The organism is Staphylococcus sp. HMSC62B09 (assembly GCF_001839115.1).
Taxonomy (GTDB): Bacteria; Bacillota; Bacilli; order Staphylococcales; family Staphylococcaceae; genus Staphylococcus; species Staphylococcus haemolyticus.
In genome coordinates, this window is sequence record NZ_KV840121.1 from 147,977 (window position 1) to 172,252 (window position 24,276).

The window sequence follows — 24,276 nt, forward strand, 5'->3', positions numbered from 1 at the left end:
ATATAAATCTAAAAGAGATTTTTAATATTAGAAAGGTCGTGAAAAAAGTGGCCGAAACTTCATTAAATGTTGAGGAAATCATCAAAGATTTTCCAATATTAGATCAAAAAGTTAATGGAAAAAGATTAGCATACCTGGATTCTACAGCTACCAGTCAAACACCTGTTCAAGTGTTGAACGTATTGGATGATTATTATAAACGTTATAATTCAAATGTACACCGTGGTGTTCATACACTTGGTTCACTTGCTACTGACGGATACGAAGGTGCTCGTGAGACTGTAAGACGTTTCATTAACGCTAAATACTTTGAAGAAGTCATCTTTACTAGAGGAACAACTGCAGCAATCAATATTGTTGCGCGCAGTTACGGAGATGCCAATGTTGAAGAAGGCGACGAAATAGTTGTTACTGAAATGGAACACCATGCCAATATTGTTCCATGGCAACAATTAGCTAAACGTAAAAATGCCTCATTAAAATTCATTCCAATGACAGATGAGGGTGAATTAAGACTTGAGGATGTTAAAGCGACAATAAATGATAATACTAAAATTGTAGCAATAGCACATGTGTCTAATGTGTTAGGTACAATTAATGATGTCAAAGAAATTGCTAAACTTGCCCATGAGCATGGTGCAATTATTAGTGTCGATGGTGCACAATCAGCACCTCACATGAAAATAGATGTTCAAGATTTAGACGCTGATTTCTTCAGTTTCAGTGGTCATAAAATGTTAGGACCTACTGGCATCGGTGTGTTATATGGTAAACGTGATTTATTAAAAGAAATGGAACCAGCTGAATTTGGTGGAGATATGATTGACTTTGTAAGTAAATATGACGCTACATGGGCAGATTTACCTACTAAATTTGAAGCTGGTACACCTATTATCGCTCAAGCAATTGGATTAGGTGAAGCCATTCGCTACATTGAGAAATTAGGCTTTGATGCTATTCATGAACATGAAAAAGCATTAACAGAATACGCCTATGAACAAATGTCATCTATTGAAGGACTTGAAATTTATGGTCCTCCAAAAGAACGTCGTGCCGGTGTTATCACATTTAATTTGGCTGATATCCATCCACATGATGTTGCTACAGCAGTAGATACAGAAGGTGTTGCTGTAAGAGCTGGACACCATTGTGCACAACCGTTAATGAAATGGTTGAATGTATCATCTACTGCACGTGCAAGCTTCTATGTATACAATACTAAAGAAGATGTAGACCAACTTGTTGAAGCATTGAAACAAACGAAGGAGTTTTTCTCTTATGAATTTTAATAATTTAGATCAACTTTATCGATCTGTAATTATGGATCATTATAAGAATCCTAGAAATAAAGGCGTTTTGGACAATGGCTCAATGACTGTAGACATGAACAATCCTACTTGTGGTGACCGTATCAGATTAACGTTTGATATTGAAAATGGCATTATTAATGATGCTAAATTCGAAGGAGAAGGTTGTTCTATTTCGATGTCTAGTGCATCTATGATGACTGAAGCTGTAAAAGGTCATTCTCTAGGTGAAGCAATGCAAATGAGTCAAGAATTTACTAAGATGATGCTTGGTGAAGACTATGAAATCACTGAAGAAATGGGAGATATTGAAGCACTACAAGGTGTATCTCAATTCCCAGCACGCATCAAGTGTGCAACATTAGCCTGGAAAGCACTTGAAAAAGGAACAGTTGAAAAGGAAGGTAAAGCAGAAGGTACGACAGAAGAGTAAACTTTAGTCGTATGTGAAACTTTATAGTGATGATAGATAGCAATTTCTAAAGTCCAACTTTAACTTTTTACACTTTTGACTTTTTATGAAGGTTGCATATTGTTACAATGGCAATAGACAATAATGAATATTAAAAATCTCACGCACGTCGTTTTAAATATATTTAAGGAGTGATTGAAATGGCTAAAAAAGCACCTGATGTTGGAGATTATAAATATGGTTTCCACGATGAGGATGTTTCCATTTTCAGATCAGAACGTGGTTTAACAGAAAATATCGTTAGAGAAATTTCAAAAATGAAGGAAGAGCCTGAATGGATGCTCGACTTCAGATTAAAAGCTTTAAAATTATTCTACAAAATGCCAATGCCTCAATGGGGTGGCGATTTATCAGAATTAAACTTTGATGACATCACATACTACGTTAAACCTTCAGAGCATACTCAACGTTCATGGGACGAGGTGCCTGAAGAAATTAAACGTACATTTGATAAATTAGGTATTCCAGAAGCTGAACAAAAATATTTAGCAGGTGTTTCTGCTCAATATGAATCAGAAGTTGTATATCATAATATGGAAAAAGAATTAGAAGAAAAAGGTATCATCTTTAAAGATACTGATAGTGCTTTACGTGAAAACGAAGAACTATTTAAAGAATACTTTGCTTCTGTTGTTCCAGCAGCTGATAACAAATTCGCAGCATTAAACTCAGCAGTATGGTCAGGTGGTTCATTCATCTATGTACCTAAGAATGTTAAATTAGATACACCATTACAAGCATACTTCCGTATTAACTCAGAGAACATGGGTCAATTCGAACGTACATTAATTATTGCTGATGAAGGTGCTTCAGTAAACTACGTTGAAGGTTGTACTGCACCTGTTTATACAACAAGTTCATTACACTCAGCAGTAGTTGAAATCATCGTTCATAAAGATGCACACGTACGTTATACTACAATTCAAAACTGGGCTAACAACGTTTATAACTTAGTTACAAAACGTACGTTTGTTCATGAGAATGGTAACATGGAATGGGTTGACGGCAACTTAGGTTCTAAGTTAACGATGAAATATCCAAACTGTGTTCTTTTAGGTGAAGGTGCGAAAGGTAGTACATTATCTATCGCCTTTGCTGGTAAAGGTCAAGTACAAGATGCTGGTGCTAAAATGATTCATAAAGCACCAAACACATCTTCAACAATCGTATCTAAATCTATTTCTAAAAATGGTGGTAAAGTTATCTATCGTGGTATCGTTCACTTCGGACGTAAAGCGAAAGGTGCACGTTCTAATATTGAATGTGATACTTTAATTTTAGATAACGAATCTACTTCAGATACTATTCCTTATAATGAAGTATTCAATGACAATATTTCATTAGAACATGAAGCGAAAGTTTCTAAAGTATCAGAAGAACAATTATTCTACTTAATGAGCCGTGGTATTTCAGAAGAAGAAGCGACAGAAATGATCGTTATGGGCTTCATTGAACCATTCACTAAAGAATTACCAATGGAATATGCAGTAGAAATGAACCGTTTAATTAAATTCGAAATGGAAGGCTCTATCGGTTAATTTAACCTATATCACCAACTTTTTCTTAATAACAATAACAAGTACCAAAGTGTTCCAACTAAGTGAATGCTTTGGTGCTTTTTTATCTCTAAATAGTTAACACTTATTTATATTAAATGTTTATTTTTATTATGATATAATTTTATATAATATTTAAAAGTAATTGATTTAACAAAATACATGTTGTGAGAGGACTTTACAATGTTTGACTTTTATGCGAAATGGTATTCGTTGATTATCATTATTGAATATCTTGCTATATTTTTAGGTTCAATTGGCTTAATCTTTATAGCAATGGTCAGTCTAAGACAAATACAAAAGAAAAAGAAGATTTGGTATTTAGGAATATTCTTAATTTATTCATCATTACTTGAATTGTTAATACATTTTACAGGAGAAGATATTCATACTTACAACTTGGTTTTTGTCGTAACACTTCTTCCTTTTTTATTGATGTGTTATTTATCGAGTCATTATTTGGTAAAACGGCCATTCAAAACAAAATTAGAATTTGTGAAAACTGGTCACGGTAAAACTAACAAAGTTACCAAGCAAGAAATGAAAGATATGAAAGACGAATTGCAATCGGCTAATATAATTGCATGGTCAGGTTCAATTGGAGCTGCTTTTCTAATAGTTGCTTGGTCAGCTAAAGTAAGATTTATACATAGTAAGGAATGGATGATGGCGCAAGAATTGACCAAAACTACTGATAATTTGTTAGGGTTTGGAGGCTTTATGTTTTTAATCTCAGCGTTTTTAATTGTCATTTATTTCATTGTTGACGTAGTGTTATGGAATAAAAGAGGCAAATTTCCCGGTCTAGTATTTCGACCAATGATTTTGTGTTTATGGCAATTTTTATTTTTGATTTCGATTTAAAAATTAATAATTAGATAAGTATCAAATTTAGAAACTTTCCTAATTTTAAATATCTTTTTGAAATACATAAATATGTGATGTCTGCATAATTAAATAATTATCTTTTTAACAAGTGCACTATTGTAAAATCATCATTTTATAAGCAAGGCTAACTTTACATAAGTTCAGTCCTTGCTTTTATTTTTTCAAAAATTAGCAAAGTTTACTGAAAATGGGAGTAGGGAATACTTTGAATAATTATTTAAGTGAAATAAGCATAGTAATTACCCTAAAATAAAGAAAAGGTGATTTTAAATGTGGTATAACAATCAACTAACGCAATCTTTAAATATTCAATATCCTATTATTCAAGCAGGTATGGCTGGTAGTACAACTGCGGAACTTGTTGCAACTGTAAGTAATAAAGGTGGTTTAGGCTGTATTGGAGCGGGCTACTTTACTACAAAAAAGTTAGAGCAAGAAATTCAAAAAGTGCAAGGATTAACATCACAACCATTTGGTGTGAATTTGTTTGTACCAAGTCATCAATCATACACTAATGAACAAGTCGAACATATGAATGCTTGGCTGAAACCCTATCGTAAGGCATTAAATCTTGAAGAGCCAGTAGTCAATATTTCTGAAGAACAACAATTTAAAAGTGCAATTCAAACTGTGATTAAATATAGAGTACCAGTATGTTGTTTCACCTTTGGTATCCCGTCAAAAGAAATCATTGAACAATTAAAAGGTGCTAAAATTACTTTAATTGGTACAGCTACTACTGTAGATGAGGCAATTGCAAATGAGCATGCAGGTATGGATATTGTAGTTGCTCAAGGCAGTGAAGCAGGTGGACATAGGGGGTCATTTTTAACAACCAACAATCAGCGTGAACCGCTCATAGGAACAATGAGTTTAATACCACAGATAGTTGATCATGTATCGATACCAGTTGTTGCTGCAGGTGGTGTTATGGATGGTCGTGGTATATTAGCTAGTCAGATACTAGGTGCACAAGGTGTACAAATGGGAACCGCTTTCTTAACTACTGAAGAAAGTGGCGCAAATCAATTAGTTAAACAAGCAGTGCTTCATAGTAAAGAGACTGATACAATAGTCACTGACGTATTTAGTGGTAAATCAGCACGCGGTATCAACAATGAATTTGTAGAGACGATGAAACAATACGAAGGGAACATACCGCCATATCCTGTACAAAATCAACTAACTAATTCTATTAGAAAGACAGCCGCTTCCACAGGGCATCGTGAATGGACGCATATGTGGAGTGGTCAATCGCCACGTTTAGCTACGTCACAACATGTCAATCAATTGATGGATCGACTTGTTGAACAAGTAAAAACATTATTAACGGTTGTTCGATGATTTTTAGAAAAATAGAGTGTGCATGAGAATGCAACATTTCCGAAAATAATAAGATAATGTAAAGATGATATAGAACAAGTGATATCATAAAATTGAATATGGTATCATATAGCTGGTGATAAAAATGATAAATATAGGTCTTACTGGATGGGGAGATCACGATTCTTTATATGAGGATTTAGAACGACAATCAGATAAGTTGCAAACATACGCTAGTCACTTTCCAATCGTTGAACTTGATGCATCTTACTACGCCATCCAACCTGAAAGAAATATCATGAAATGGATTAAAGAAACACCTGATCGTTTTGAATTTATAGTGAAGATTCATCAAGCACTTACACTACATGCAGATTATAAAGATTACGCAGAAACAAGAAGTGAATTATTCGAGCAATTCAAACAAATGCTACAACCACTTATAGATCATCACAAACTAGCTATGGTCTTAGTTCAATTTCCACCTTGGTTTGATTGTACGGCACAAAATATCAAATATATCTTGTATGTTCGTCAACAATTGGATGATGTACCGATTTGTGTCGAGTTTCGACATCAATCATGGTTTAACGATCAATTTAAGGAACAAACGCTGTCATTTTTAACTGAGCACCACATTATCCATTCAGTAGTAGATGAGCCACAAGTGCGCGAAGGCTCAATACCACTAGTTAATCGTATTACTACTGAGACGGCTTTTGTACGCTATCATGGAAGAAATAGACAAGGCTGGACCAAAAAAGACATGACCGACCAAGAGTGGCGTGATGTGAGATACTTATATAACTACAACAAAGAAGAGCTTACCGATTTAGCTAATAAAGTTAGAATTATAGAACAAAAAGCTAAAAAGGTTTATGTCGTATTTAATAATAACTCGGGTGGGCATGCTGCTCAAAACGCTAAAACATATCAGGATATGTTAGATATTGAATACACAGGTTTAGCTCCGCAACAATTAAAATTATTCTAAGAGGCGAAATATAATGTTAGTGACAATTATTTTATTAGTGCTTATCGGCCTTTTCTCTGCTATTTTAGGGTCATTAGTAGGTATTGGTGGTGGGATCATTATTGTTCCAACACTGGTATACTTGGGCGTTACACACGATGTTTTACATGGTATTACACCACAAATAGCGATAGGAACATCATCGGTGATTCTAATCGTCACAGGCTTATCTTCATCCTTAGGCTACTTAAAGACGAAGCAGGTAGATATTAAAAATGGTTCTATCTTCTTGTTTGGATTATTACCAGGTTCATTGTTAGGTTCGTTTTTAAGTAGATATCTTACTTTAGAGTCTTTCAATTTATACTTCGGTATTTTTATGATTATTGTTTCAATTATTTTAATGGTGAGACATAAAATCAAACCGTTTAAGATTTTTGATAAAGAGAAATATCGTAAAACGTATGTTGATTCTGAAGGAAAGACATATCACTATAGCGTACCACCTTTATTTGCATTTGTTGCGACACTGTTCATTGGTATTTTAACAGGTCTATTCGGAATTGGTGGTGGCGCATTAATGACACCACTAATGTTAATTGTTTTCAGATTTCCACCACACGTTGCAGTTGGTACAAGCATGATGATGATTTTCTTTTCAAGTGTTATGAGTTCTATAGGTCACATTTTACAAGGACATGTTGCATGGTCATATTCTATAATTCTTATTATTTCAAGTTATATCGGCGCCCAAATTGGAGTACGTGTTAACCACTCGATTAAATCTGAAACTGTTGTAACGCTATTACGTACGGTTATGTTGATAATGGGTGTATACTTAATTATTAAATCTTTTCTTTAAATAAATATAGGGGGAATTTAAGTGAAGTTAACCATTTTTCACACGAACGATATTCATAGTCATTTAAACGAATATGCACGTATAACATCTTATATGGCAGAACATAGACCCAAACTTCAACATCCCTCACTCTATTTAGATATAGGCGACCATGTGGATTTATCAGCACCAGTGACTCAAGCAACGATAGGTCGCAAGAATATCGACTTGCTTAATGAGGCTCAGTGTGATATTGCGACGATAGGTAATAATGAAGGTATGACCATCTCTCATGAAGCATTAAATAATTTATATAATAATGCGACATTTAACGTCATTTGTACAAATGTTATCGATGAAGAAGGGAAGTTACCTCATAACATAGCCTCATCATGTATTAAAGAAATTGAAGGCGTACGTATTTTATTTGTAGCGGCAACAGCACCTTTCACACCATTTTACAGAGCTCTTGATTGGATTGTAACGGATCCTTTAGAAGCGATTAAAGATGAAATCGCTAATCAACAGGGTAATTATGATGTACTTATTGTGATGAGTCATGTAGGCATCTTTTTTGATGAAAAGTTATGCCAAGAGATTCCTGAAATTGATGTGATTTTTGGGAGTCATACACACCATCATTTTGATGAGGGTGAAATGAATAATGGCGTACTTATGGCAGCTGCTGGTAAATATGGTTATTATTTAGGTGAAGTTAATTTAACTATTGAAAATAAAAAGGTTGTTAGTAAAGAAGCGATTATTTATCCGGTTGAAACATTACCTATGGTTGAAACAGATTATGAGTCAGAAGGAAAGGCATTGATGAGTGAACCGGTGATTGATTATCCTATCAACTTAAATAGTAAAACAGATGTCATTACTAAAACGACTTATTTATTAGCTGAAAGTGTATTTGAATTTACTAATACAGATTGTACTATCATAAATGCTGGTTTAATTGTAAAAGGAATTGAAGCGGATAGACTAACGGAATATGATATTCATAAAATGTTGCCACATCCAATTAATCTAGTGCGCGTACGTTTGACAGGTAGTGAATTGAAAAAAGTAATTGAAAAAAGTCAGAAGCAAGAATATATGCATGAACATGCTCAAGGACTAGGTTTTAGAGGAGATATATTTGGAGGCTATATTTTATATAATTGCGGTTTTATCCAGTCAGAAAATAGATTCTTTGTTAATGGTGAAGCGGTAGTTGATGATAAAATATACACTTTAGGAACAGTTGATATGTATACGTTTGGTAGATATTTCCCTATATTGAAAGGGAAGTCAATTGATTATATTATGCCTCAGTTCCTTAGAGATATCTTTAAAGATAAGTTATTGAGACTGCAATAGAATAACACAAATAAATTATGTATAGAATAGAATTAAATTCAAGGTTGAAATTTGTGGTTTATTACGTTTTAATTTAATGTAAATTTCGTTATAATAGGAAAAGATATATTATACAGGAGGGTATACGTGGTTATGGCTACTAAAAATGAAGAAATCTTACGTAAACCAGATTGGTTGAAAATTAAGCTTAACACGAACGAAAACTATATTGGCCTCAAGAAGATGATGCGTGAAAAGAACTTACACACTGTTTGCGAAGAAGCAAAGTGTCCAAATATACATGAATGTTGGGGTGCTAGACGTACTGCTACATTTATGATTTTAGGTGCAGTATGTACAAGAGCATGTCGTTTCTGTGCAGTTAAAACTGGATTACCTAATGAACTAGACTTAAATGAACCAGAACGTGTTGCAGAATCAGTTGAGTTAATGAATTTAAAACACGTTGTTATCACTGCAGTTGCACGTGATGACTTAAGAGATGCAGGTTCTAACGTATATGCTGAAACAGTACGTAAAGTACGTGAACGTAATCCATTCACTACAATTGAAATCTTACCATCAGACATGGGTGGTGACTATGAAGCACTTGAAACATTAATGGCTTCTAAACCTGATATCTTAAACCATAATATCGAAACAGTACGTCGTTTAACACCAAGAGTTCGTGCACGTGCAACATATGAAAGAACATTAGAGTTCTTACGTCGTTCTAAAGAATTGCAACCAGATATTCCTACTAAATCAAGCTTAATGGTTGGTTTAGGAGAAACGATTGAAGAGATTTATGAAACAATGGATGATCTTCGTGCAAATGATGTAGACATTTTAACAATTGGTCAATATTTACAACCATCACGTAAGCATTTAAAAGTTGAAAAATACTATACACCATTAGAATTTGGTAAATTAAGAAAAGTAGCTATGGACAAAGGTTTCAAACACTGTGAAGCTGGCCCAATGGTACGTAGTTCTTATCATGCCGACGAACAAGTAAATGAAGCGGCTAAAGAAAAACACCGTTTAGGTGAAGAAAAATTACAACAAAATTAATTTGAACAATTAAACGGTTTAGATTAAGTTTTTAGAGACTTAGGTTGCACATTTTAAATTGAATTGTGTAATCTAAGTTTTTATTATACGAGTTAAAGGTGACAAATTATGATTAAGATAGGTCAACAATATTTTGAAATCATTGAAGAATATAGATCATGCTTTGATGAAGAATTATTTGCATCGAGATATTCAGATATATTAGATAAGTATGATTTTATTGTAGGGGATTTTGGATATGATCAATTACGATTAAAAGGTTTCTATAAGGATACGAATAAAAAAGCTGAAATCTCGAAACGTTTTTCGAGTATTCAAGATTATATATTAGAATATTGCAATTTCGGTTGTCCTTATTTTGTTTTACGTCATTTATCTAACAAAGAGGTACAACAATTAAATCATGATGAAGAGGATGTTATTTTGTCTGATTCTGAAGATAAATTGCATGATGTTAAAATTAAACCTACCATTCAGGAAGTTAAGCACCAAGATGAGTAACTATAGAATTAATAAAATGAGCTGTGAAGAAATCTAAGAGAAGAGATTTTTTCACAGCTTTTAAAATAGTAATTATTGAATGACTTGATTAAGATATTCAATGATTTCATCACTTTCTTCTTGACTCACACCTAGAATATGCGCGATATATCCTTCTTCTTCAATATCATCTGTCCCGATAATACCGAATTTGTTTGTTTGCATATTTAGCACAAGTGTCTTACCGTAATGACGATCTGTTTGAACGAGCATTAAATCATAACGGCTATGTTCACCTACAAAGCCTACAAACTGTACTTGGCTTTGTTCTTCATCATCATATAAGTACATATCTATCATAAGAGTAGAACTCCTTTTATCTTGTATTTTTAATTAAGTATAACGACAAATGAAGACCTATGCAAAACTGTGATATGATAGACATATTAAGAGGTGAAGGATATGTATTTTGTAGATAAAGATCAGCTTATTTTAAAATTAACTTACTTAAATCAATTAATTAAAGATTATGAATCGAATAAAGGAAATCATTATGCATTTGAACGTATCGCACAAATGTTAATTGAATCATCTGTGGATATAGGTAATATGATTATTGATGGTTTTATCTTGAGGGATCCAGGAAATTATAAAGATGTCATCGATATTCTTGAACTAGAAGGTGTTATTTCGAAATCTACTCAACGATATGTTAATGAAACAGTTGACATTAGAAAGCAGTTCGCACACCATTATACAGAACTTGATAATAGTAAGATTCAGCCATTATTTGACGAGGCTTTGCCTTATTATGAACAGTTTATTCAAGAGGTAACTCAGTTCCTTGAGAAAGAGAATGTTCCAGTTACCGCTTTTGGAAAAGGAGATAACAAGTAATGAAAAATTATAAAGGATATTTAATTGACTTAGATGGAACTATGTATATAGGTACAGATGAAATCGATGGTGCAGCACAATTTATTGACTACTTAAACAATCATCAAATCCCGCATTTATATGTTACAAACAACTCTACAAAGACGCCTGAAGAGGTAACGCAAAAATTAAAAGAAATGAATATTGATGCGAAGCCTGAGGAAGTTGTAACGTCTGCCTTAGCAACAGCAAATTATATTGCAGATGAGAAAAGTGATGCTACGGTATACATGCTTGGCGGCAGTGGCTTACGCACAGCTTTAACTGAAGCTGGATTAACTGTAAAAGATGATGAAAACGTTGATTATGTTGCGATTGGTTTAGATGAAAACGTTACTTACGAAAAATTAGCTGTGGCAACGCTTGCAGTACGTAAGGGTGCAAGATTTATTTCAACGAACCCTGATGTATCGATTCCTAAAGAACGTGGTTTCTTACCAGGTAATGGTGCGATTACAAGTGTAGTTAGTGTATCTACAGGTCAAGCACCACAATTTATTGGTAAACCGGAGCCAGTCATTATGGATATTGCTTTAGACATCTTGAAATTAGATAAATCAGACGTAGCAATGGTTGGCGATTTGTATGATACCGATATCATGTCTGGTATTAATGTTGGTGTTGACACAATTCATGTACAAACTGGTGTAACGACTTATGAAGAACTAAAAGAAAAAGACCAACAACCTACATATTCATTTAAAGACTTAAATGTAGCAATTTCAGAATTAGAAAGAAATGCCCAAAAATAAAAGAGGGGTGGCATGACATGGTTAAAATTCTAGTCACACGTCAAATTCCAGATCGTTTCATAGAGCAATTGGAACAGTTCGGCGACGTTAAAATGTGGAAAGAAGCATTTGAACCTATGCCTAGAGAGCAATTTTTGAAAGAATTAGAAGATGTTGATGCATGTTTCATCACATTAAGTGAAAAGATTGATGCCACATGTCTTGAACATGCTAAACATGTAAAGGTAATCGCAAATATGGCAGTTGGTTTTGACAACATTGATGTTAAGTTAGCTGAAGACAAAGAAATTGTCGTTACTAATACACCTCAAGTACTTACGGAAACAACAGCCGAATTAGGATTTACGTTAATGTTAACTGTGGCACGACGTATTGTTGAAGCGGAAAAATATGTACAAGATGGCCAATGGAAAAGTTGGGGACCATACTTATTGTCAGGTAAAGATGTTCATGGTTCAACTGTAGGTATTTATGGTATGGGTGATATTGGAAAGAGCTTTGCTCGTCGACTTCAAGGATTTAATACAACTATCTTGTATCATAATCGTTCAAGACATGAAGATGCAGAATCAGAACTTAATGCAAGTTATGTATCCTTTGATACATTATTAGAAGAGAGTGATTTTGTCGTTTGTACTGCGCCATTGACGCCTGAAACTGAGAATAAGTTTAATAAAGATGCATTTTCTAAAATGAAAAACGATGCAATCTTTATTAATATCGGTCGCGGTGCTATTGTAGACGAGGATGCTCTAATTGATGCATTGAACAATCATGAAATTGGTGGATGTGGTTTAGACGTCTTACGTGAGGAACCTATTAAACTTGATCACCCTCTCTTGAAAATGGAGAAAGCAGTCATATTACCGCATATAGGTAGTGCTTCTGTAGCAACTAGAGATCGAATGATTCAATTATGTGTTGATAACATTGTTGCGATATTAAAAGGTGAAAAACCGTTGACTCCTATTACTAATAAATAAATTTTAAAGAACTTCTAACGTTTAGGTAAAGATTTAACCATGAACGATAGAGGTTCTTTTATTATAACTAACAGTTTTGTTATACCGTATGTAATTGTTAAGCTAACTATTTGGTACTAATATAATTATTGTCATTTGAATTCATCATTGCCACTAATGCAGTGTTGTTGATAGTAACATTAACGCATAAAATCTTATTAATTTTTTTAAGTGTTAATTTAGTATCATTAGCACAATAGTTTGAAGTGGAAAATTTAATTTGCCTTAAAATCAAATTTTAATTATAATAAGATGAATGTATAATATATAAAAATTATATTTAGTGAATTTTGTTTTGTTTTCGGGAATTCGGTTTTAACTCAGGAGTAAGACTAATACTTCACTCCGATATTTGAAATGATAGTGAGGTGCAATAGTGCATTGAAAGAGAATAATCATAAGATGATGCAATATTATGAGAAAGCTAAACCTTATTTATTAACACTTTTATATTTAGCGATATTTATTGCGCTGTACCTAATTTATGGTTCCGGCGATACACATAATAATTTCATTTACAATGAATTTTAATAAGGAGTCTAATTATGACAGATATCATAAATTTAATAAATGACTTCGGTCAAAGTAATCCTGAACGTGTAGCAGTTAGACATAAAGATGAAGAATTAACATATCAACAATTAATGGATGAATCTAGTAAATTAGCGCATCTATTACAAGATAATCATAAGCCGTTAATCGTTTATGGACATATGTCACCTTACATGTTAGTAGGAATGATAGGTGCTATCAAAGCAGGTTGTGGCTATGTACCTATTGACACTTCAGTACCAAGTGAACGTGTGAATATGATTATAAATAAAGTACAACCGGACATTATATTTAACACATCAGATACACAATTAAATCATTCCAATATACAAGAACTTACAATTCAAAGTATCCAAGATTCTGATAATCCAACACTATTTGACAGTCAAATGGGATTAACGGATGTTGTATATACTATTTTTACATCTGGTTCAACAGGTGAGCCTAAAGGTGTTCAGATCGAATATGCAAGTTTAATAGAATTTGCAGAATGGATGGTATCACTTAATGAATCAGAAGGTTCACAAGAGTGGTTAAATCAAGCACCATTCTCGTTCGATTTATCAGTCATGGCAATTTATCCTTGTTTAACATCAGGTGGCACACTTAATTTAGTAGATAAAGAAATGATCAATAAACCTAAATTACTCAATGAAATGTTAGTTAATACACCAATCAATGCATGGGTATCTACACCATCATTTATGGAAATGTGCTTGCTATTACCTAACCTTAACGAATCAAGTTACCCAAGCTTGAATCATTTCTTCTTCTGTGGAGAAATCTTACCTCATAGAACTGCGAAAGCACTTTTAGATAGATATCCAAGTGCAGTGGTTTATAACACGTATGGACCTACGGAAGCGACAGTAGCTGTTACAGGTATTAAATTGACACCTGAAGTAATTGAAGCTTATAACCCGCTACCTGTTGGTGTTTCAAGACCTAACACATCATTGTTTACAACAGACGAAGGTGAACTTGTTATTAAAGGTAATAGTGTTAGTCTTGGGTATTTAGATAACAAAGAAAAAACCGATGCGGTATTTAACTTTGAAGATGGACTTCGTATATATCATACGGGTGATAAAGCCATCGAGAAAGATGGACAATGGTTCATTCAAGGAAGAATTGATTTCCAAATTAAACTTAACGGTTACCGAATGGAATTGGAAGAAATTGAAACGCAACTTAGACAATCAGAGTTTGTTAGAGAAACTGTTGTCGTTCCAGTATATAAAAATAATAAAGTAATACATTTAATCGGTGCTGTCGTTCCGACTGAAGAAGTTAGAGATGATTTAGAAATGACAAGACAAATTAAATCTGAACTAAAATCTCGCTTACCTGAATATATGATTCCGAGAAAATTTGTTTGGATGAAACAGTTACCATTAACGTCAAACGGAAAGCTTGATCGTAAACAAGTCGCAGAGGATATTAACGCATGATTCCATATGGCACGTTTACCTTCTTCTTAGTTGCAATTATAGTACTTTTACCAGTCATCATACTCGGATTTTTAGGTAAGCGAAGCTATATTTATAACGGTTTAAGTACTGCAATTATGATTGTCGTCATCTTTTCATCAGATAAACATAATTTATTCGGTAATAAATATTTAAGTATTCAACTCATTAGTTTTGTAATTTATCTCATATGGCAAGTGTTATTAATCATGGGATATTATAAATCAAGACAGAAGAGTAATACATTTAGCAAATTTGTCATTGTTATGATTTTATCCATTTTGCCATTAGCGATAGTTAAAGTATTACAAAGCTCATGGTTAGGTGGTCAACAAATTCATTTCCATGAACACAAGCTTATAGAATTTGTAGGTTTCCTAGGTATTTCTTATGTAACGTTTAAAAGTGTGCAATTAATTATGGAGATTCGAGATGGATCTATTAAAGAGATCAAAGTTGGGAAATTATTCCAATTCATTTCTTTCTTCCCAACGGTGTCTTCAGGGCCAATTGATCGCTATAAACGTTTTGTTAAAGACGATAAAAAGGTTCCTACAAGTGAACAATATAGGGAGATGGTTGCCAAAGCGATACATATGATTATGCTAGGATTCTTGTACAAGTATATTATCGCTTATTTAATCAATGTTTATGCCATTCTTCCATTATTAATGAATCTAGACGGATTTATGCATAAATGGCTATATATGTATGCTTACAGCTTCTATTTATTCTTTGATTTCGCTGGATATAGCTTGTTTGCTGTAGCAGTAAGTTATTTATATGGTATTAATACACCGCCTAACTTCAAGCAACCTTTCAAAGCAAAAAATATTAAAGATTTCTGGAATAGATGGCATATGTCATTATCATTCTGGTTTAGAGATTGTATTTATATGCGTACATTATTCTATATGTCACGTAAAAAAACATTTAAAAGTCAATTTGCGATGTCTAATTTCGCATTCTTCTTAAACTTCTTTATCATGGGTGTGTGGCATGGTTTAGAGTTATTCTATATCGTTTATGGTATTTACCATGGACTAATGTTTATTGGTTATGGTTACTATGAACGTTGGAGAAAGAAACATCCACCACGTTGGCAAAATGGTTTTACTAAAGCGTTGAGTATTATCATTACTTTCCATTTTGTAGCATTTGGATTTTTAATCTTTTCAGGAAAATTAATTTAAAAGGAGTCATAAATTATGGAATTTAAAGAACAAGTATTAGATTTATTAGCTGATGTGGCAGAAAATGATGTTGTAAAAGAGAACCCTGATGTCGAAATATTCGAAGAGGGTATTATTGATTCATTCCAAACGGTAGGTTTATTACTTGAGATTCAAAACAGATTAGGCATTGAAGTATCTATCATGGATTTCGATCGTGATGAGTGGGCAACTCCAAACAAAATTGTTGAAGCATTAGAAGAATTACGATGAAATTAAAACCATTTTTACCAATTATTATTAGCGGCATTTTATTTTTAGCCTTCGTATTAATGCCTGCTAGCTGGTTTACTGGATTAGTTACAAACAAGGCTGTCGCTAATAATAGAATATCTTTAACCGATCAAGTTCTTAAAGGTACGCTCATTCAAAATAAACTATTTAGTAGTGATAAATATTATCCAATATATGGGTCAAGTGAACTTAACAAGTTAGATCCATTTAACCCTGCGCTTGCGTTAAATCATAGAAAAAATACTAAACCATTTTTTCTAATTGGTACGGGTGGTAATACAGATTTAATCAATGCAATTGAATTAGCTGGTCAATATGATCAACTAAAAGGGAAAAAGATGACATTTATTATTTCACCACAATGGTTTAGTACACATGGTGTTAATGATCGTGATTTTGCAGCACGTACAACACCAAATCAAATTAATCAGTTATTTCAACAAAAAGATATGCCTTCAGAATTAAAAGAGAGATACGCCAAACGCTTATTACACTTTAAAAGTGCGTCGAATAAAGAATTCTTGAAAGACGTCGTAAATAATCACGGTGAAGTAGATGGTAACTATGTTTCTCGTTTTAAAGAGAATCAGTTATTAAAAATTGAAGCGATTAAAACTTACTTCTCATTAGATAAGTCGCCATTATCACATGTGAAACCTGTGACTGAGCCAAATGTATCATGGCAAGAAATGCAAGATAAAGCTGTGACGTTAGGTGAGAAACGCTCATCATCAAATAATTATGGAATACGTAATGAATATTGGGAAAAACTTATACATAAAAAGCCAATGAATCATCGTAAATATGAGTTTAAAATGAACTCTCCAGAATTTAATGATTTATCATTGTTAGTGGATACAATGCATAATGCAAGTGCAGACGTACAATATGTTATTTTACCGGTGAATGGTAAATGGTATGACCACTTAGGTATTGAACGCTCAACAAGAGAACCAGTCTATAAGAAAATACATCAAACTGTAGTAGCACATGGTGGTAAGGTGTATGATATGTCAGATAAAGATTATGAGAAATATGTTCTTAGTGATGTCGTTCACGTAGGTTGGAAAGGTTGGGCTCACATGAACCAACATATTGTTCAACATATGAAGGATGACAAAAACGAGCATAACAAAGATCATAACAAACAACATGAACACCAATAATTAACAAAAGCACCAACGCGTAGAGTTTAAGAACTCTACGCGTTGGTGCTTTATTAAATATATATCATATATGTTAGACGCTTAGAATACTTGTTCAACTTCAATAACGCCTGGAACTTCTTCGTGTAACGCACGTTCAATGCCGGCTTTTAATGTGATTGTTGAGCTAGGACAAGTACCACAAGCTCCGTGTAATTGTAATTTCACGATACCATCTTCTACATCTACTAATGTACAGTCTCCACCATCACGTAATAAAAATGGACGTAAACGTTCAATGACTTCAGCTACTTGATCAAACATTGTTGCATTCTCAGTAGGCATGAGATATGTCTCCTTTCAAGTAAATTACTTCATAAATTCATTATTTATTTATTATAATAGATAAAGAAAGAAAAATCTATAAAACAAAACGGGGGATTTGAGTATGACTAAAGTAAGCGTGGTAGTATATGGCGCTGATGTCGTATGTGCAAGTTGCGTTAATGCACCAACATCTATTAATACATTTGAATGGATTAAGCCTTTATTAGAAAGAAAGTATCCAGACATTCAATTTGAATACACATACATTGATTTTCAAAATCAAACAGATAATCTAAGTGATCATGACCAACAGTATATTGAACAAATTGAGGAAGATGAATTATTTTATCCTTTAATTACAATGAATGATGAGTATGTAGCAGATGGTTACATTCAAACAAAGCAAATTACAAACTTTGTAGATAAACATTTTGCAAATTAATTTAAAGTATAATTCTTGAGAAAAAAGGTCGGGGGTTGAATAGAATTCATCATGAATTCTATTCTACCCCTTATTTTAATACTAACCGTTATGATATTTATATAACCATAGGACGCCCGATTTAAGTATATGTGCAAGACGTCCGGTAACTGTACGGTCCATGATATAGGCAAAGCCTTTTTTCTCGCCGAGAGAACCAAGGAAACCTTGTACTTTTAATTCAGGCATTTTATCTGGTAATGGTTCATTATTCCACTGTTTCTTAAGTACATCAGCGATTTGATCACCTTGAACTTCAGCTAATTGTGCACTTGGTGCATGAGGTAAATCAGCACAATCTCCAACTATAAATACATTAAGGTATGTTGGCACTTGATGATATTGATTGATGATGACACGTCCACTTCGATTGATATCAATCGGTAAATGTCTTACAACTTCAACCGGTTGAATTCCAGCAGTCCAGACAACTAAATCAACATTTTCTGGTGTACCACTATTATAAATTTTTCCTGGTTCCACTTTATCAATTAAAGAATTAGGCACTACTTTAACATTGTTTTCACGGAACCATTTAGCGATATAATTACTTAACTTTTCAGGGAAATTCCTTAAAATTCGCTCACCACGGTCATATAGTATGACTTCTAAATCTTCACGACTTTCACGAAGCTCACTTGCTAACTCGATGCCGCTTAAACCAGCACCAACAATACCTACACTAGCGCCACTAGGTAATTCACTAATACTATGAAATGTTTCGCGTGCCTTGGAGAGTGTTTGAATACTATGCGTGTATTCCTCAGCACCAGGAACATTATGATATTTATCTTCACAACCTAAGCCAATAACTAATTCATCATAATCTACTTTTGTATTACCAACAGATACGATTTGAGCATCTAAATCAATATCATTAATTTCTCCATAAATTGTATTAACGCGTTCTGAATCAGGAAAATTCATACGAACATCACTATCAGACTTAGTACCCGCAGCTAAAGCATAAAATTCTGGTTTCAAGCCATGGAATGGCATACGATCAATTAACGTTAAAGTATAATTTTCTGGTAATGCATCAGGTAAGATACGCGACATGATACGCATATTACCATAGCCGCCACCAAGTAATACTAAATTTTTCATCTGTTATACCCCTTTATAAAAATTTGTTATTCCGAAATAATTTTGACTAATACCCTTTGAATTAAGCAAACTTTTGTAAATTACCTAAACTTTTATTTTAAAACTTCAAACAAGTATAGTAATTGATCAATCACATTTATTACCCCTAACAATAAAGTGTGTGATATATGTATATGATTATTATATCTTTTTTTCAAAACGACTACAATGAAATGTGTGGTAGGGAAACTAAGCTGAAGAGATATGTGTGTATTGTTGTTCTAAATAATATAAAATGATGAGCGAGGACAATGCAGTCCAAGTTAAGATTTGTTATAATAATGTAATTAAAAAATGAAGAAGAAGGTGAAGTATGTTTCCATTAGTCGAATTTTGCATTTCAAATATGGCAAAAGGCGGAGACTACGTTTACGATAAACTTGAGAATGATCCTGATGTGGATGTATTGGAATACGGATGTTTAAATAATTGTGGCGTATGTTCATGTGGGTTGTATGCATTGGTAGATGGTGATACTGTTGAAGGTGATACACCAGATGAGTTATTAAAAAATATTTATAAACATATAGAAGAGAATGACTTTACTAACTTATTATAGGAGGAATGGTTTATGTCAACTGTAACATTAACTGAAGCAGCAGCTTATGAAGTAAAAGATATGTTGAAAAGTAATGACATGGAAGGTGGATATTTAAAGATTAAAGTAAACGGTGGTGGCTGTACAGGTCTAACATATGGTATGTCAGCTGAAGAACAACCAGGAGAAAATGATGAAGTACTTGAATTTTATGGATTAAAAGTACTAGTAGACAAATATGATGTGCCTGTATTAAATGGTACGACAATTGATTTCAAACAATCTTTAATGGGTGGAGGATTCCAAATTGATAACCCTAACGCAATCGCTTCATGTGGTTGTGGTAGTTCATTTAGAACTGCTAAAGTAGCTGGGAACCCTGAGGAATGCTAATATAATTTTAAGTAGTATATGACAAAGAGTAATGCAGTAAGACAGTAATCTTCAGGATAATATGATTATTTTAATAATAGTCTTGTTGTTGCTTGAAAATGAACTATAAAAGCTATAAAATTGAAGATGGATTGAACTTTGTCTTTTTTGTGAACTAAAGTTCATAAAATCGAACTGAAAAAGAAAGTGTTGACTAAGACTATAAATGGGGATGAACAATAGGTTAAGTGCAAAGTCTTTTAAATGAATCAGATAAACATATATTAAGGTAAAATATATTGTTACATCTGAACTTTGTTATGTTCTGAAATTTGTAGCCTTTTTCTACATTTAAGAAAATAATTATGAAAGCTTAGGTGAATGAAATGGCACAAGATCGTAAAAAAGTACTTGTTTTAGGCGCAGGTTATGCTGGTTTACAAACAGTAACTAAATTACAAAAAGAACTTTCTGCTGACGAAGCGGATATTACATTAATTAACAAAAATAAATATCACTACGAAGCAACTTGGTTACATGAAGCTTCAGCTGGTACATTAAACTATGAAGATTTAATTTACCCAATTGAAAGTGTAATTAAAGAAGATAAAGTTAAATTTATCAATGCAGAAGTAACTAAAATCGACCGTAACGCTAAAAAAGTAGAAACTAATCACGGTATCTATGATTACGACATTTTAGTAGTAGCATTAGGTTTCGAAAGTGAAACATTTGGAATTAATGGTATGAAAGACTATGCATTCCAAATTGAAAATATTGAAACTGCACGTAAATTATCTCGTCACATTGAAGATAAATTTGCAAACTACGCAGCTTCTAAAGAAAAAGATGATAAAGACTTAGCTATCTTAGTTGGTGGTGCAGGCTTTACAGGTATCGAATTCTTAGGTGAATTAACTGAAAGAATTCCTGAATTATGTAATAAATACGGTGTTAATCAAAACAAAGTTAGAGTAACTTGTGTTGAAGCTGCGCCAAAAATGTTACCAATGTTCTCTGATGAATTAGTTAATTACGCAGTTAACTACCTAGAAGACCGTGGTGTTGAATTCAAAATTGCTACACCAATCGTTGCTTGTAACGAAAAAGGTTTCGTAGTTAAAATTAATGATCAAGAACAACAATTAGAAGCTGGTACAGCAATCTGGGCTGCTGGTGTTCGTGGTAGTAAATTAATGGAAGAATCATTTGAAGGTGTTAAACGTGGTCGTATCGTGACTAAACAAGATTTAACTATTGAAGGTCATGATGATATCTTTGTTATTGGTGACGTTTCAGCATTCATCCCAGCTGGTGAAGAACGTCCATTACCAACTACAGCACAAATTGCAATGCAACAAGGTGAACACGTTGCGAAAAGCATTAAAAACATCTTAAACGGTCAAGCAGCTACAGACTTTGAATATGTTGATCGTGGTACTGTATGTTCATTAGGTGCACATGATGGTGTTGGTATCGTATACGGTAGAGACATTACTGGTAAAAAAGCTGCATTCATGAAAAAAGTTATCGATACTCGTGCAGTATTCAAAATCGGTGGCGTAGGCTTAGCATTCAAAAAAGGTAAATTCTAAGTTTCTCATATAAATTATCTAATATGATTTTGAAAATAAATACTAATTTAAAGCTACAATGCCAATTCGCAGTAGCTGACTGAACTGAAAAAGCGTATAAATCAAGCTTTTCTCATTTCTAGTCATCCTTATGGGGGTGGAATAACGAATTCATTGTGAATTCTGTTCCACTCCTTCTTTTATATGATATAAAAAGGAAGTGTAGAGGTTATGGTTAATTTCAATATAAGTAATACAGTTTTAAATTCAGAAGTATTTATTATAGGGTTGCCTGATCACATCAATCAACTTGGTTATATTAATTACAATAATGAAGATATAACAAAACAAATTGATACATACCGTCATCATCATTTAATTAGCAGTCAATTAGGTAAAATATCTTCAACTTTGTTACCTTTAAAAGACTCATCAAAACGACTTATTACTGTTGGATTAGGAAATTTAAAGACGCTTGATTATGGTACGCTATTGAGAGCTTTCGGCAATTTATTTCAATTTTTAAAAGAAGAACGTGTAACTGAAGCAGATGTATTATTCGATACATTGATTTCAAAGAAAATAGAGCAAACCAAAGTCGCAGAGGTTATGGGACTACAAAGTGAACAGGCAGTTTACAGTTTTGACAACTATAAATCTGATAAATCTGCACCCTATCAATTAGAGTTAAACATAAGTACGAATAAAGAGGACTTACATCGATATTTTATCAATGGTGCTATAATCGGACAATCGGTTAATGTTGCACGTGACTATAGCAATATGCCACCTAATATACTAACGCCTAATTATTTTGCTGAACAGGTTACGCAACACTTTGATGAAACATCAGTAAAAGTTGATATTAAAGATGGAAAACAATTATTAGATGAAGGATTCGGACTTATTCATGCTGTTGGTAAAGGGTCGGAGAATCCTCCAGTTGTAATAACTATGACATATAATGGTGGTGACAGTGAAGACGCACCAATTGCATTAGTAGGAAAAGGTATTACATATGATTCAGGTGGCTATAGCATTAAATCGAAGATAGGTATGCAGACTATGAAATTTGATATGTGTGGCGCAGCTAATGTAGTTGGAATGATTGATGCGATATCACGCTTGCAAATTCCTATCAATATTGTAGGAGTTATTGCTTCTGCTGAAAATATGATAAGTAGTAATGCAATGAAACCTGATGATGTATTGACGGCATTGAGTGGTGAAACAGTTGAAATGTTAAATAGTGATGCGGAAGGGCGTTTAGTACTAGGAGATGCTGTATTCTATGCTAATCAATTTCAACCTAAGATTATTTTAGATTTCGCTACATTAACAGGAGCTGCAGTTGCAGCACTAGGTGAAGATAAAGCAGCTTTATTTAACTCTAATGCAGATAAAGAGATTGAGGAAATACGAGTTAGTGCTAAAGAAATGGATGAATATGCTTTTGAATTACCTATGACTCAAACTGAGCAACGATTAATACGTCAATCTGACGTTGCAGATTTAGTCAATCATACAAACGGTCATGGAAAAGCACTCTTTGCAGCCACATTTATTACTCATTTTAGTGGATCTACACCACATATCCATTTCGATATTGCTGGTCCTGCGACAACTAACAAGACTAGCTATAAAGGTCCAAAAGGCCCAACTGGCAGTATGATTACTACTGTATTAAATTGGTTAAGATAAATAGAAAAGTAGAAATCATTTGGTTAAGGAGTAGAAACATGTGCTATTGCGTGTTTCTACTCCTTATTTAATATGAATAATCTTATTAACTTAGAATGTAATTCTACATTGACAACGTACCAGCTACTTGGTATGATAAGGAACATATTAAATACTTTAGTTCGGTAGAGAGATAAAGGATGTGTTGTTATGTTTAATGCAGTTGTAATAGCCGTATTATTAATGATTGTTTTATGCTTATGTAGACTAAATGTAGTTATTAGTCTGTTCATTAGTGCATTAGTAGGCGGTCTCATTTCTGGAATGAGTGTTGAAAAGGTAATCAGTGTATTTGGAAAAAATATTGTAGACGGTTCCGAGGTAGCGCTAAGCTATGCATTATTGGGTGGATTTGCAGCATTGATTTCATATAGTGGTATTACAGATTATCTTGTAACTAAGATAATCCGCGCAATTCACTCTGAAAATAGCAGACTATCAAGAATAAAAGTAAAAATCATTATTATCATAGCTTTACTCGCGATGAGTATAATGAGT

The 24,276-nt window shown here is 33.3% G+C and carries 26 protein-coding genes and 1 pseudogene; 24 read left to right on the plus strand and 3 right to left on the minus strand.

Annotation, left to right across the window (positions count from 1 at the left end):
* The first annotated feature begins 38 nt into the window (after window positions 1–38).
* The 10 genes from HMPREF3265_RS04160 (at window position 39) to HMPREF3265_RS04205 (ending at window position 10,279) form a co-directional block, all read left to right on the plus strand.
* Window positions 39–1,289: a cysteine desulfurase gene (locus HMPREF3265_RS04160; RefSeq protein WP_176746618.1), complete on the plus strand. Its 1,251-nt coding sequence runs from the start codon at window positions 39–41 to the stop codon at window positions 1,287–1,289.
* Complete coding sequence (sufU, locus tag HMPREF3265_RS04165; RefSeq protein ID WP_011276301.1) at window positions 1,279–1,740, plus strand: Fe-S cluster assembly sulfur transfer protein SufU; 462 nt, start codon at window positions 1,279–1,281, stop codon at window positions 1,738–1,740. Before HMPREF3265_RS04160 ends, sufU begins: the two co-directional genes overlap by 11 nt.
* Window positions 1,741–1,919: 179 nt before the next feature.
* Window positions 1,920–3,317, plus strand: coding sequence for a Fe-S cluster assembly protein SufB (gene sufB, locus HMPREF3265_RS04170; protein WP_011276300.1), 1,398 nt, complete (start codon window positions 1,920–1,922; stop codon window positions 3,315–3,317).
* Window positions 3,318–3,518: 201 nt separating this feature from the next.
* Window positions 3,519–4,199 carry a hypothetical protein gene (locus HMPREF3265_RS04175; RefSeq protein WP_070441417.1) on the plus strand — a complete coding sequence of 227 codons (681 nt, stop codon included), beginning with the start codon at window positions 3,519–3,521 and terminating at the stop codon, window positions 4,197–4,199.
* Window positions 4,200–4,493: 294 nt separating this feature from the next.
* Window positions 4,494–5,567: an NAD(P)H-dependent flavin oxidoreductase gene (locus tag HMPREF3265_RS04180; protein ID WP_011276298.1), complete on the plus strand. Its 1,074-nt coding sequence runs from the start codon at window positions 4,494–4,496 to the stop codon at window positions 5,565–5,567.
* A gap of 124 nt (window positions 5,568–5,691) precedes the next feature.
* On the plus strand, window positions 5,692–6,540 hold the full coding sequence (locus HMPREF3265_RS04185) for a DUF72 domain-containing protein (RefSeq protein WP_011276297.1): 849 nt from the start codon (window positions 5,692–5,694) through the stop codon (window positions 6,538–6,540).
* Window positions 6,541–6,553: 13 nt separating this feature from the next.
* The gene (locus tag HMPREF3265_RS04190; protein WP_011276296.1) at window positions 6,554–7,381 is read left to right on the plus strand and encodes a sulfite exporter TauE/SafE family protein; all 828 of its coding nucleotides are present in this window, start codon (window positions 6,554–6,556) and stop codon (window positions 7,379–7,381) included.
* 21 nt (window positions 7,382–7,402) lie between these two features.
* Window positions 7,403–8,725, plus strand: coding sequence for a bifunctional metallophosphatase/5'-nucleotidase (locus HMPREF3265_RS04195; protein ID WP_011276295.1), 1,323 nt, complete (start codon window positions 7,403–7,405; stop codon window positions 8,723–8,725).
* A gap of 132 nt (window positions 8,726–8,857) precedes the next feature.
* On the plus strand, window positions 8,858–9,778 hold the full coding sequence (gene lipA / locus HMPREF3265_RS04200) for a lipoyl synthase (protein WP_029376689.1): 921 nt from the start codon (window positions 8,858–8,860) through the stop codon (window positions 9,776–9,778).
* A gap of 108 nt (window positions 9,779–9,886) precedes the next feature.
* Window positions 9,887–10,279 carry a YutD family protein gene (locus HMPREF3265_RS04205; protein WP_011276293.1) on the plus strand — a complete coding sequence of 131 codons (393 nt, stop codon included), beginning with the start codon at window positions 9,887–9,889 and terminating at the stop codon, window positions 10,277–10,279.
* Between the two features lie 72 nt (window positions 10,280–10,351).
* Here HMPREF3265_RS04205 and HMPREF3265_RS04210 read toward each other — a convergent pair whose 3' ends face one another.
* Window positions 10,352–10,618, minus strand: a complete 267-nt coding sequence (locus HMPREF3265_RS04210; protein ID WP_037548938.1) for a DUF3055 domain-containing protein — start codon at window positions 10,616–10,618, stop codon at window positions 10,352–10,354.
* 102 nt (window positions 10,619–10,720) lie between these two features.
* Here HMPREF3265_RS04210 and HMPREF3265_RS04215 point away from each other — a divergent pair, with 102 nt between their 5' ends.
* The 8 genes from HMPREF3265_RS04215 (at window position 10,721) to dltD (ending at window position 17,621) form a co-directional block, all read left to right on the plus strand.
* Window positions 10,721–11,155 (plus strand): DUF86 domain-containing protein, encoded by a 435-nt coding sequence (locus tag HMPREF3265_RS04215; RefSeq protein WP_037559183.1) that lies wholly within the window; start codon window positions 10,721–10,723, stop codon window positions 11,153–11,155.
* On the plus strand, window positions 11,155–11,946 hold the full coding sequence (locus tag HMPREF3265_RS04220; RefSeq protein WP_037559179.1) for a TIGR01457 family HAD-type hydrolase: 792 nt from the start codon (window positions 11,155–11,157) through the stop codon (window positions 11,944–11,946). The genes HMPREF3265_RS04215 and HMPREF3265_RS04220 overlap by 1 nt, the downstream gene beginning before the upstream one ends.
* Window positions 11,947–11,963: 17 nt before the next feature.
* On the plus strand, window positions 11,964–12,929 hold the full coding sequence (locus HMPREF3265_RS04225; RefSeq protein ID WP_048667955.1) for a 2-hydroxyacid dehydrogenase: 966 nt from the start codon (window positions 11,964–11,966) through the stop codon (window positions 12,927–12,929).
* 441 nt (window positions 12,930–13,370) lie between these two features.
* Entirely contained in the window at window positions 13,371–13,499 is a 129-nt protein-coding gene (locus HMPREF3265_RS04230) for a teichoic acid D-Ala incorporation-associated protein DltX (protein WP_160380485.1), read from the plus strand.
* A 14-nt stretch (window positions 13,500–13,513) separates the two neighbouring features.
* Entirely contained in the window at window positions 13,514–14,971 is a 1,458-nt protein-coding gene (dltA, locus tag HMPREF3265_RS04235; protein WP_011276287.1) for a D-alanine--poly(phosphoribitol) ligase subunit DltA, read from the plus strand.
* Window positions 14,968–16,182, plus strand: coding sequence for a D-alanyl-lipoteichoic acid biosynthesis protein DltB (dltB, locus tag HMPREF3265_RS04240; RefSeq protein ID WP_011276286.1), 1,215 nt, complete (start codon window positions 14,968–14,970; stop codon window positions 16,180–16,182). The genes dltA and dltB overlap by 4 nt, the downstream gene beginning before the upstream one ends.
* A 15-nt stretch (window positions 16,183–16,197) precedes the next feature.
* Window positions 16,198–16,434 carry a D-alanine--poly(phosphoribitol) ligase subunit 2 gene (gene dltC, locus HMPREF3265_RS04245; RefSeq protein WP_011276285.1) on the plus strand — a complete coding sequence of 79 codons (237 nt, stop codon included), beginning with the start codon at window positions 16,198–16,200 and terminating at the stop codon, window positions 16,432–16,434.
* On the plus strand, window positions 16,431–17,621 hold the full coding sequence (gene dltD, locus HMPREF3265_RS04250; protein WP_070861060.1) for a D-alanyl-lipoteichoic acid biosynthesis protein DltD: 1,191 nt from the start codon (window positions 16,431–16,433) through the stop codon (window positions 17,619–17,621). The genes dltC and dltD overlap by 4 nt, the downstream gene beginning before the upstream one ends.
* Before the next feature lie 81 nt (window positions 17,622–17,702).
* Here dltD and HMPREF3265_RS04255 read toward each other — a convergent pair whose 3' ends face one another.
* The gene (locus HMPREF3265_RS04255) at window positions 17,703–17,945 is read right to left on the minus strand and encodes a NifU family protein (protein WP_002433501.1); all 243 of its coding nucleotides are present in this window, start codon (window positions 17,943–17,945) and stop codon (window positions 17,703–17,705) included.
* A gap of 103 nt (window positions 17,946–18,048) precedes the next feature.
* Here HMPREF3265_RS04255 and HMPREF3265_RS04260 point away from each other — a divergent pair, with 103 nt between their 5' ends.
* Window positions 18,049–18,369, plus strand: coding sequence for a YuzD family protein (locus HMPREF3265_RS04260; protein ID WP_011276281.1), 321 nt, complete (start codon window positions 18,049–18,051; stop codon window positions 18,367–18,369).
* An 81-nt stretch (window positions 18,370–18,450) separates the two neighbouring features.
* On the opposite strand, the gene HMPREF3265_RS04265 is transcribed toward HMPREF3265_RS04260, so the two are convergent.
* Window positions 18,451–19,515, minus strand: a complete 1,065-nt coding sequence (locus HMPREF3265_RS04265; RefSeq protein WP_048667954.1) for an NAD(P)/FAD-dependent oxidoreductase — start codon at window positions 19,513–19,515, stop codon at window positions 18,451–18,453.
* Between the two features lie 352 nt (window positions 19,516–19,867).
* On the opposite strand from HMPREF3265_RS04265, the gene HMPREF3265_RS04270 reads away from it, so the two are divergent.
* The 5 genes and pseudogenes from HMPREF3265_RS04270 to HMPREF3265_RS04290 form a co-directional block, all read left to right on the plus strand.
* On the plus strand, window positions 19,868–20,113 hold the full coding sequence (locus HMPREF3265_RS04270; protein ID WP_048667953.1) for a YuzB family protein: 246 nt from the start codon (window positions 19,868–19,870) through the stop codon (window positions 20,111–20,113).
* A gap of 12 nt (window positions 20,114–20,125) precedes the next feature.
* Entirely contained in the window at window positions 20,126–20,485 is a 360-nt protein-coding gene (locus tag HMPREF3265_RS04275; RefSeq protein WP_011276278.1) for a HesB/IscA family protein, read from the plus strand.
* Window positions 20,486–20,850: 365 nt separating this feature from the next.
* Window positions 20,851–22,059, plus strand: a complete 1,209-nt coding sequence (locus HMPREF3265_RS04280; RefSeq protein WP_037559155.1) for an NAD(P)/FAD-dependent oxidoreductase — start codon at window positions 20,851–20,853, stop codon at window positions 22,057–22,059.
* A 210-nt stretch (window positions 22,060–22,269) separates the two neighbouring features.
* Window positions 22,270–23,739 carry a M17 family metallopeptidase gene (locus HMPREF3265_RS04285; RefSeq protein WP_037559153.1) on the plus strand — a complete coding sequence of 490 codons (1,470 nt, stop codon included), beginning with the start codon at window positions 22,270–22,272 and terminating at the stop codon, window positions 23,737–23,739.
* 189 nt (window positions 23,740–23,928) lie between these two features.
* A pseudogene (locus HMPREF3265_RS04290) lies at window positions 23,929–24,276 on the plus strand (sodium:proton antiporter); the annotation flags it as partial.

Bases quoted from the DNA above. Each gene is read 5' to 3' on its own strand.
- HMPREF3265_RS04225 (WP_048667955.1), top strand. From the start codon at position 11,964: ATGGTTAAAATTCTAGTCACACGTCAAATTCCAGATCGTTTCATAGAG.
- HMPREF3265_RS04190 (WP_011276296.1), top strand. From the start codon at position 6,554: ATGTTAGTGACAATTATTTTATTAGTGCTTATCGGCCTTTTCTCTGCT.
- HMPREF3265_RS04175 (WP_070441417.1), top strand. From the start codon at position 3,519: ATGTTTGACTTTTATGCGAAATGGTATTCGTTGATTATCATTATTGAA.
- HMPREF3265_RS04180 (WP_011276298.1), top strand. From the start codon at position 4,494: ATGTGGTATAACAATCAACTAACGCAATCTTTAAATATTCAATATCCT.
- lipA (WP_029376689.1), top strand. From the start codon at position 8,858: ATGGCTACTAAAAATGAAGAAATCTTACGTAAACCAGATTGGTTGAAA.
- HMPREF3265_RS04270 (WP_048667953.1), top strand. From the start codon at position 19,868: ATGTTTCCATTAGTCGAATTTTGCATTTCAAATATGGCAAAAGGCGGA.
- dltC (WP_011276285.1), top strand. From the start codon at position 16,198: ATGGAATTTAAAGAACAAGTATTAGATTTATTAGCTGATGTGGCAGAA.
- HMPREF3265_RS04265 (WP_048667954.1), bottom strand. From the start codon at position 19,515: ATGAAAAATTTAGTATTACTTGGTGGCGGCTATGGTAATATGCGTATC.
- HMPREF3265_RS04280 (WP_037559155.1), top strand. From the start codon at position 20,851: ATGGCACAAGATCGTAAAAAAGTACTTGTTTTAGGCGCAGGTTATGCT.
- dltB (WP_011276286.1), top strand. From the start codon at position 14,968: ATGATTCCATATGGCACGTTTACCTTCTTCTTAGTTGCAATTATAGTA.
- sufB (WP_011276300.1), top strand. From the start codon at position 1,920: ATGGCTAAAAAAGCACCTGATGTTGGAGATTATAAATATGGTTTCCAC.
- HMPREF3265_RS04230 (WP_160380485.1), top strand. From the start codon at position 13,371: ATGATGCAATATTATGAGAAAGCTAAACCTTATTTATTAACACTTTTA.
- HMPREF3265_RS04275 (WP_011276278.1), top strand. From the start codon at position 20,126: ATGTCAACTGTAACATTAACTGAAGCAGCAGCTTATGAAGTAAAAGAT.
- HMPREF3265_RS04205 (WP_011276293.1), top strand. From the start codon at position 9,887: ATGATTAAGATAGGTCAACAATATTTTGAAATCATTGAAGAATATAGA.
- dltD (WP_070861060.1), top strand. From the start codon at position 16,431: ATGAAATTAAAACCATTTTTACCAATTATTATTAGCGGCATTTTATTT.
- HMPREF3265_RS04185 (WP_011276297.1), top strand. From the start codon at position 5,692: ATGATAAATATAGGTCTTACTGGATGGGGAGATCACGATTCTTTATAT.
- dltA (WP_011276287.1), top strand. From the start codon at position 13,514: ATGACAGATATCATAAATTTAATAAATGACTTCGGTCAAAGTAATCCT.
- HMPREF3265_RS04255 (WP_002433501.1), bottom strand. From the start codon at position 17,945: ATGCCTACTGAGAATGCAACAATGTTTGATCAAGTAGCTGAAGTCATT.
- HMPREF3265_RS04210 (WP_037548938.1), bottom strand. From the start codon at position 10,618: ATGATAGATATGTACTTATATGATGATGAAGAACAAAGCCAAGTACAG.
- HMPREF3265_RS04260 (WP_011276281.1), top strand. From the start codon at position 18,049: ATGACTAAAGTAAGCGTGGTAGTATATGGCGCTGATGTCGTATGTGCA.
- HMPREF3265_RS04285 (WP_037559153.1), top strand. From the start codon at position 22,270: ATGGTTAATTTCAATATAAGTAATACAGTTTTAAATTCAGAAGTATTT.
- sufU (WP_011276301.1), top strand. From the start codon at position 1,279: ATGAATTTTAATAATTTAGATCAACTTTATCGATCTGTAATTATGGAT.
- HMPREF3265_RS04215 (WP_037559183.1), top strand. From the start codon at position 10,721: ATGTATTTTGTAGATAAAGATCAGCTTATTTTAAAATTAACTTACTTA.
- HMPREF3265_RS04220 (WP_037559179.1), top strand. From the start codon at position 11,155: ATGAAAAATTATAAAGGATATTTAATTGACTTAGATGGAACTATGTAT.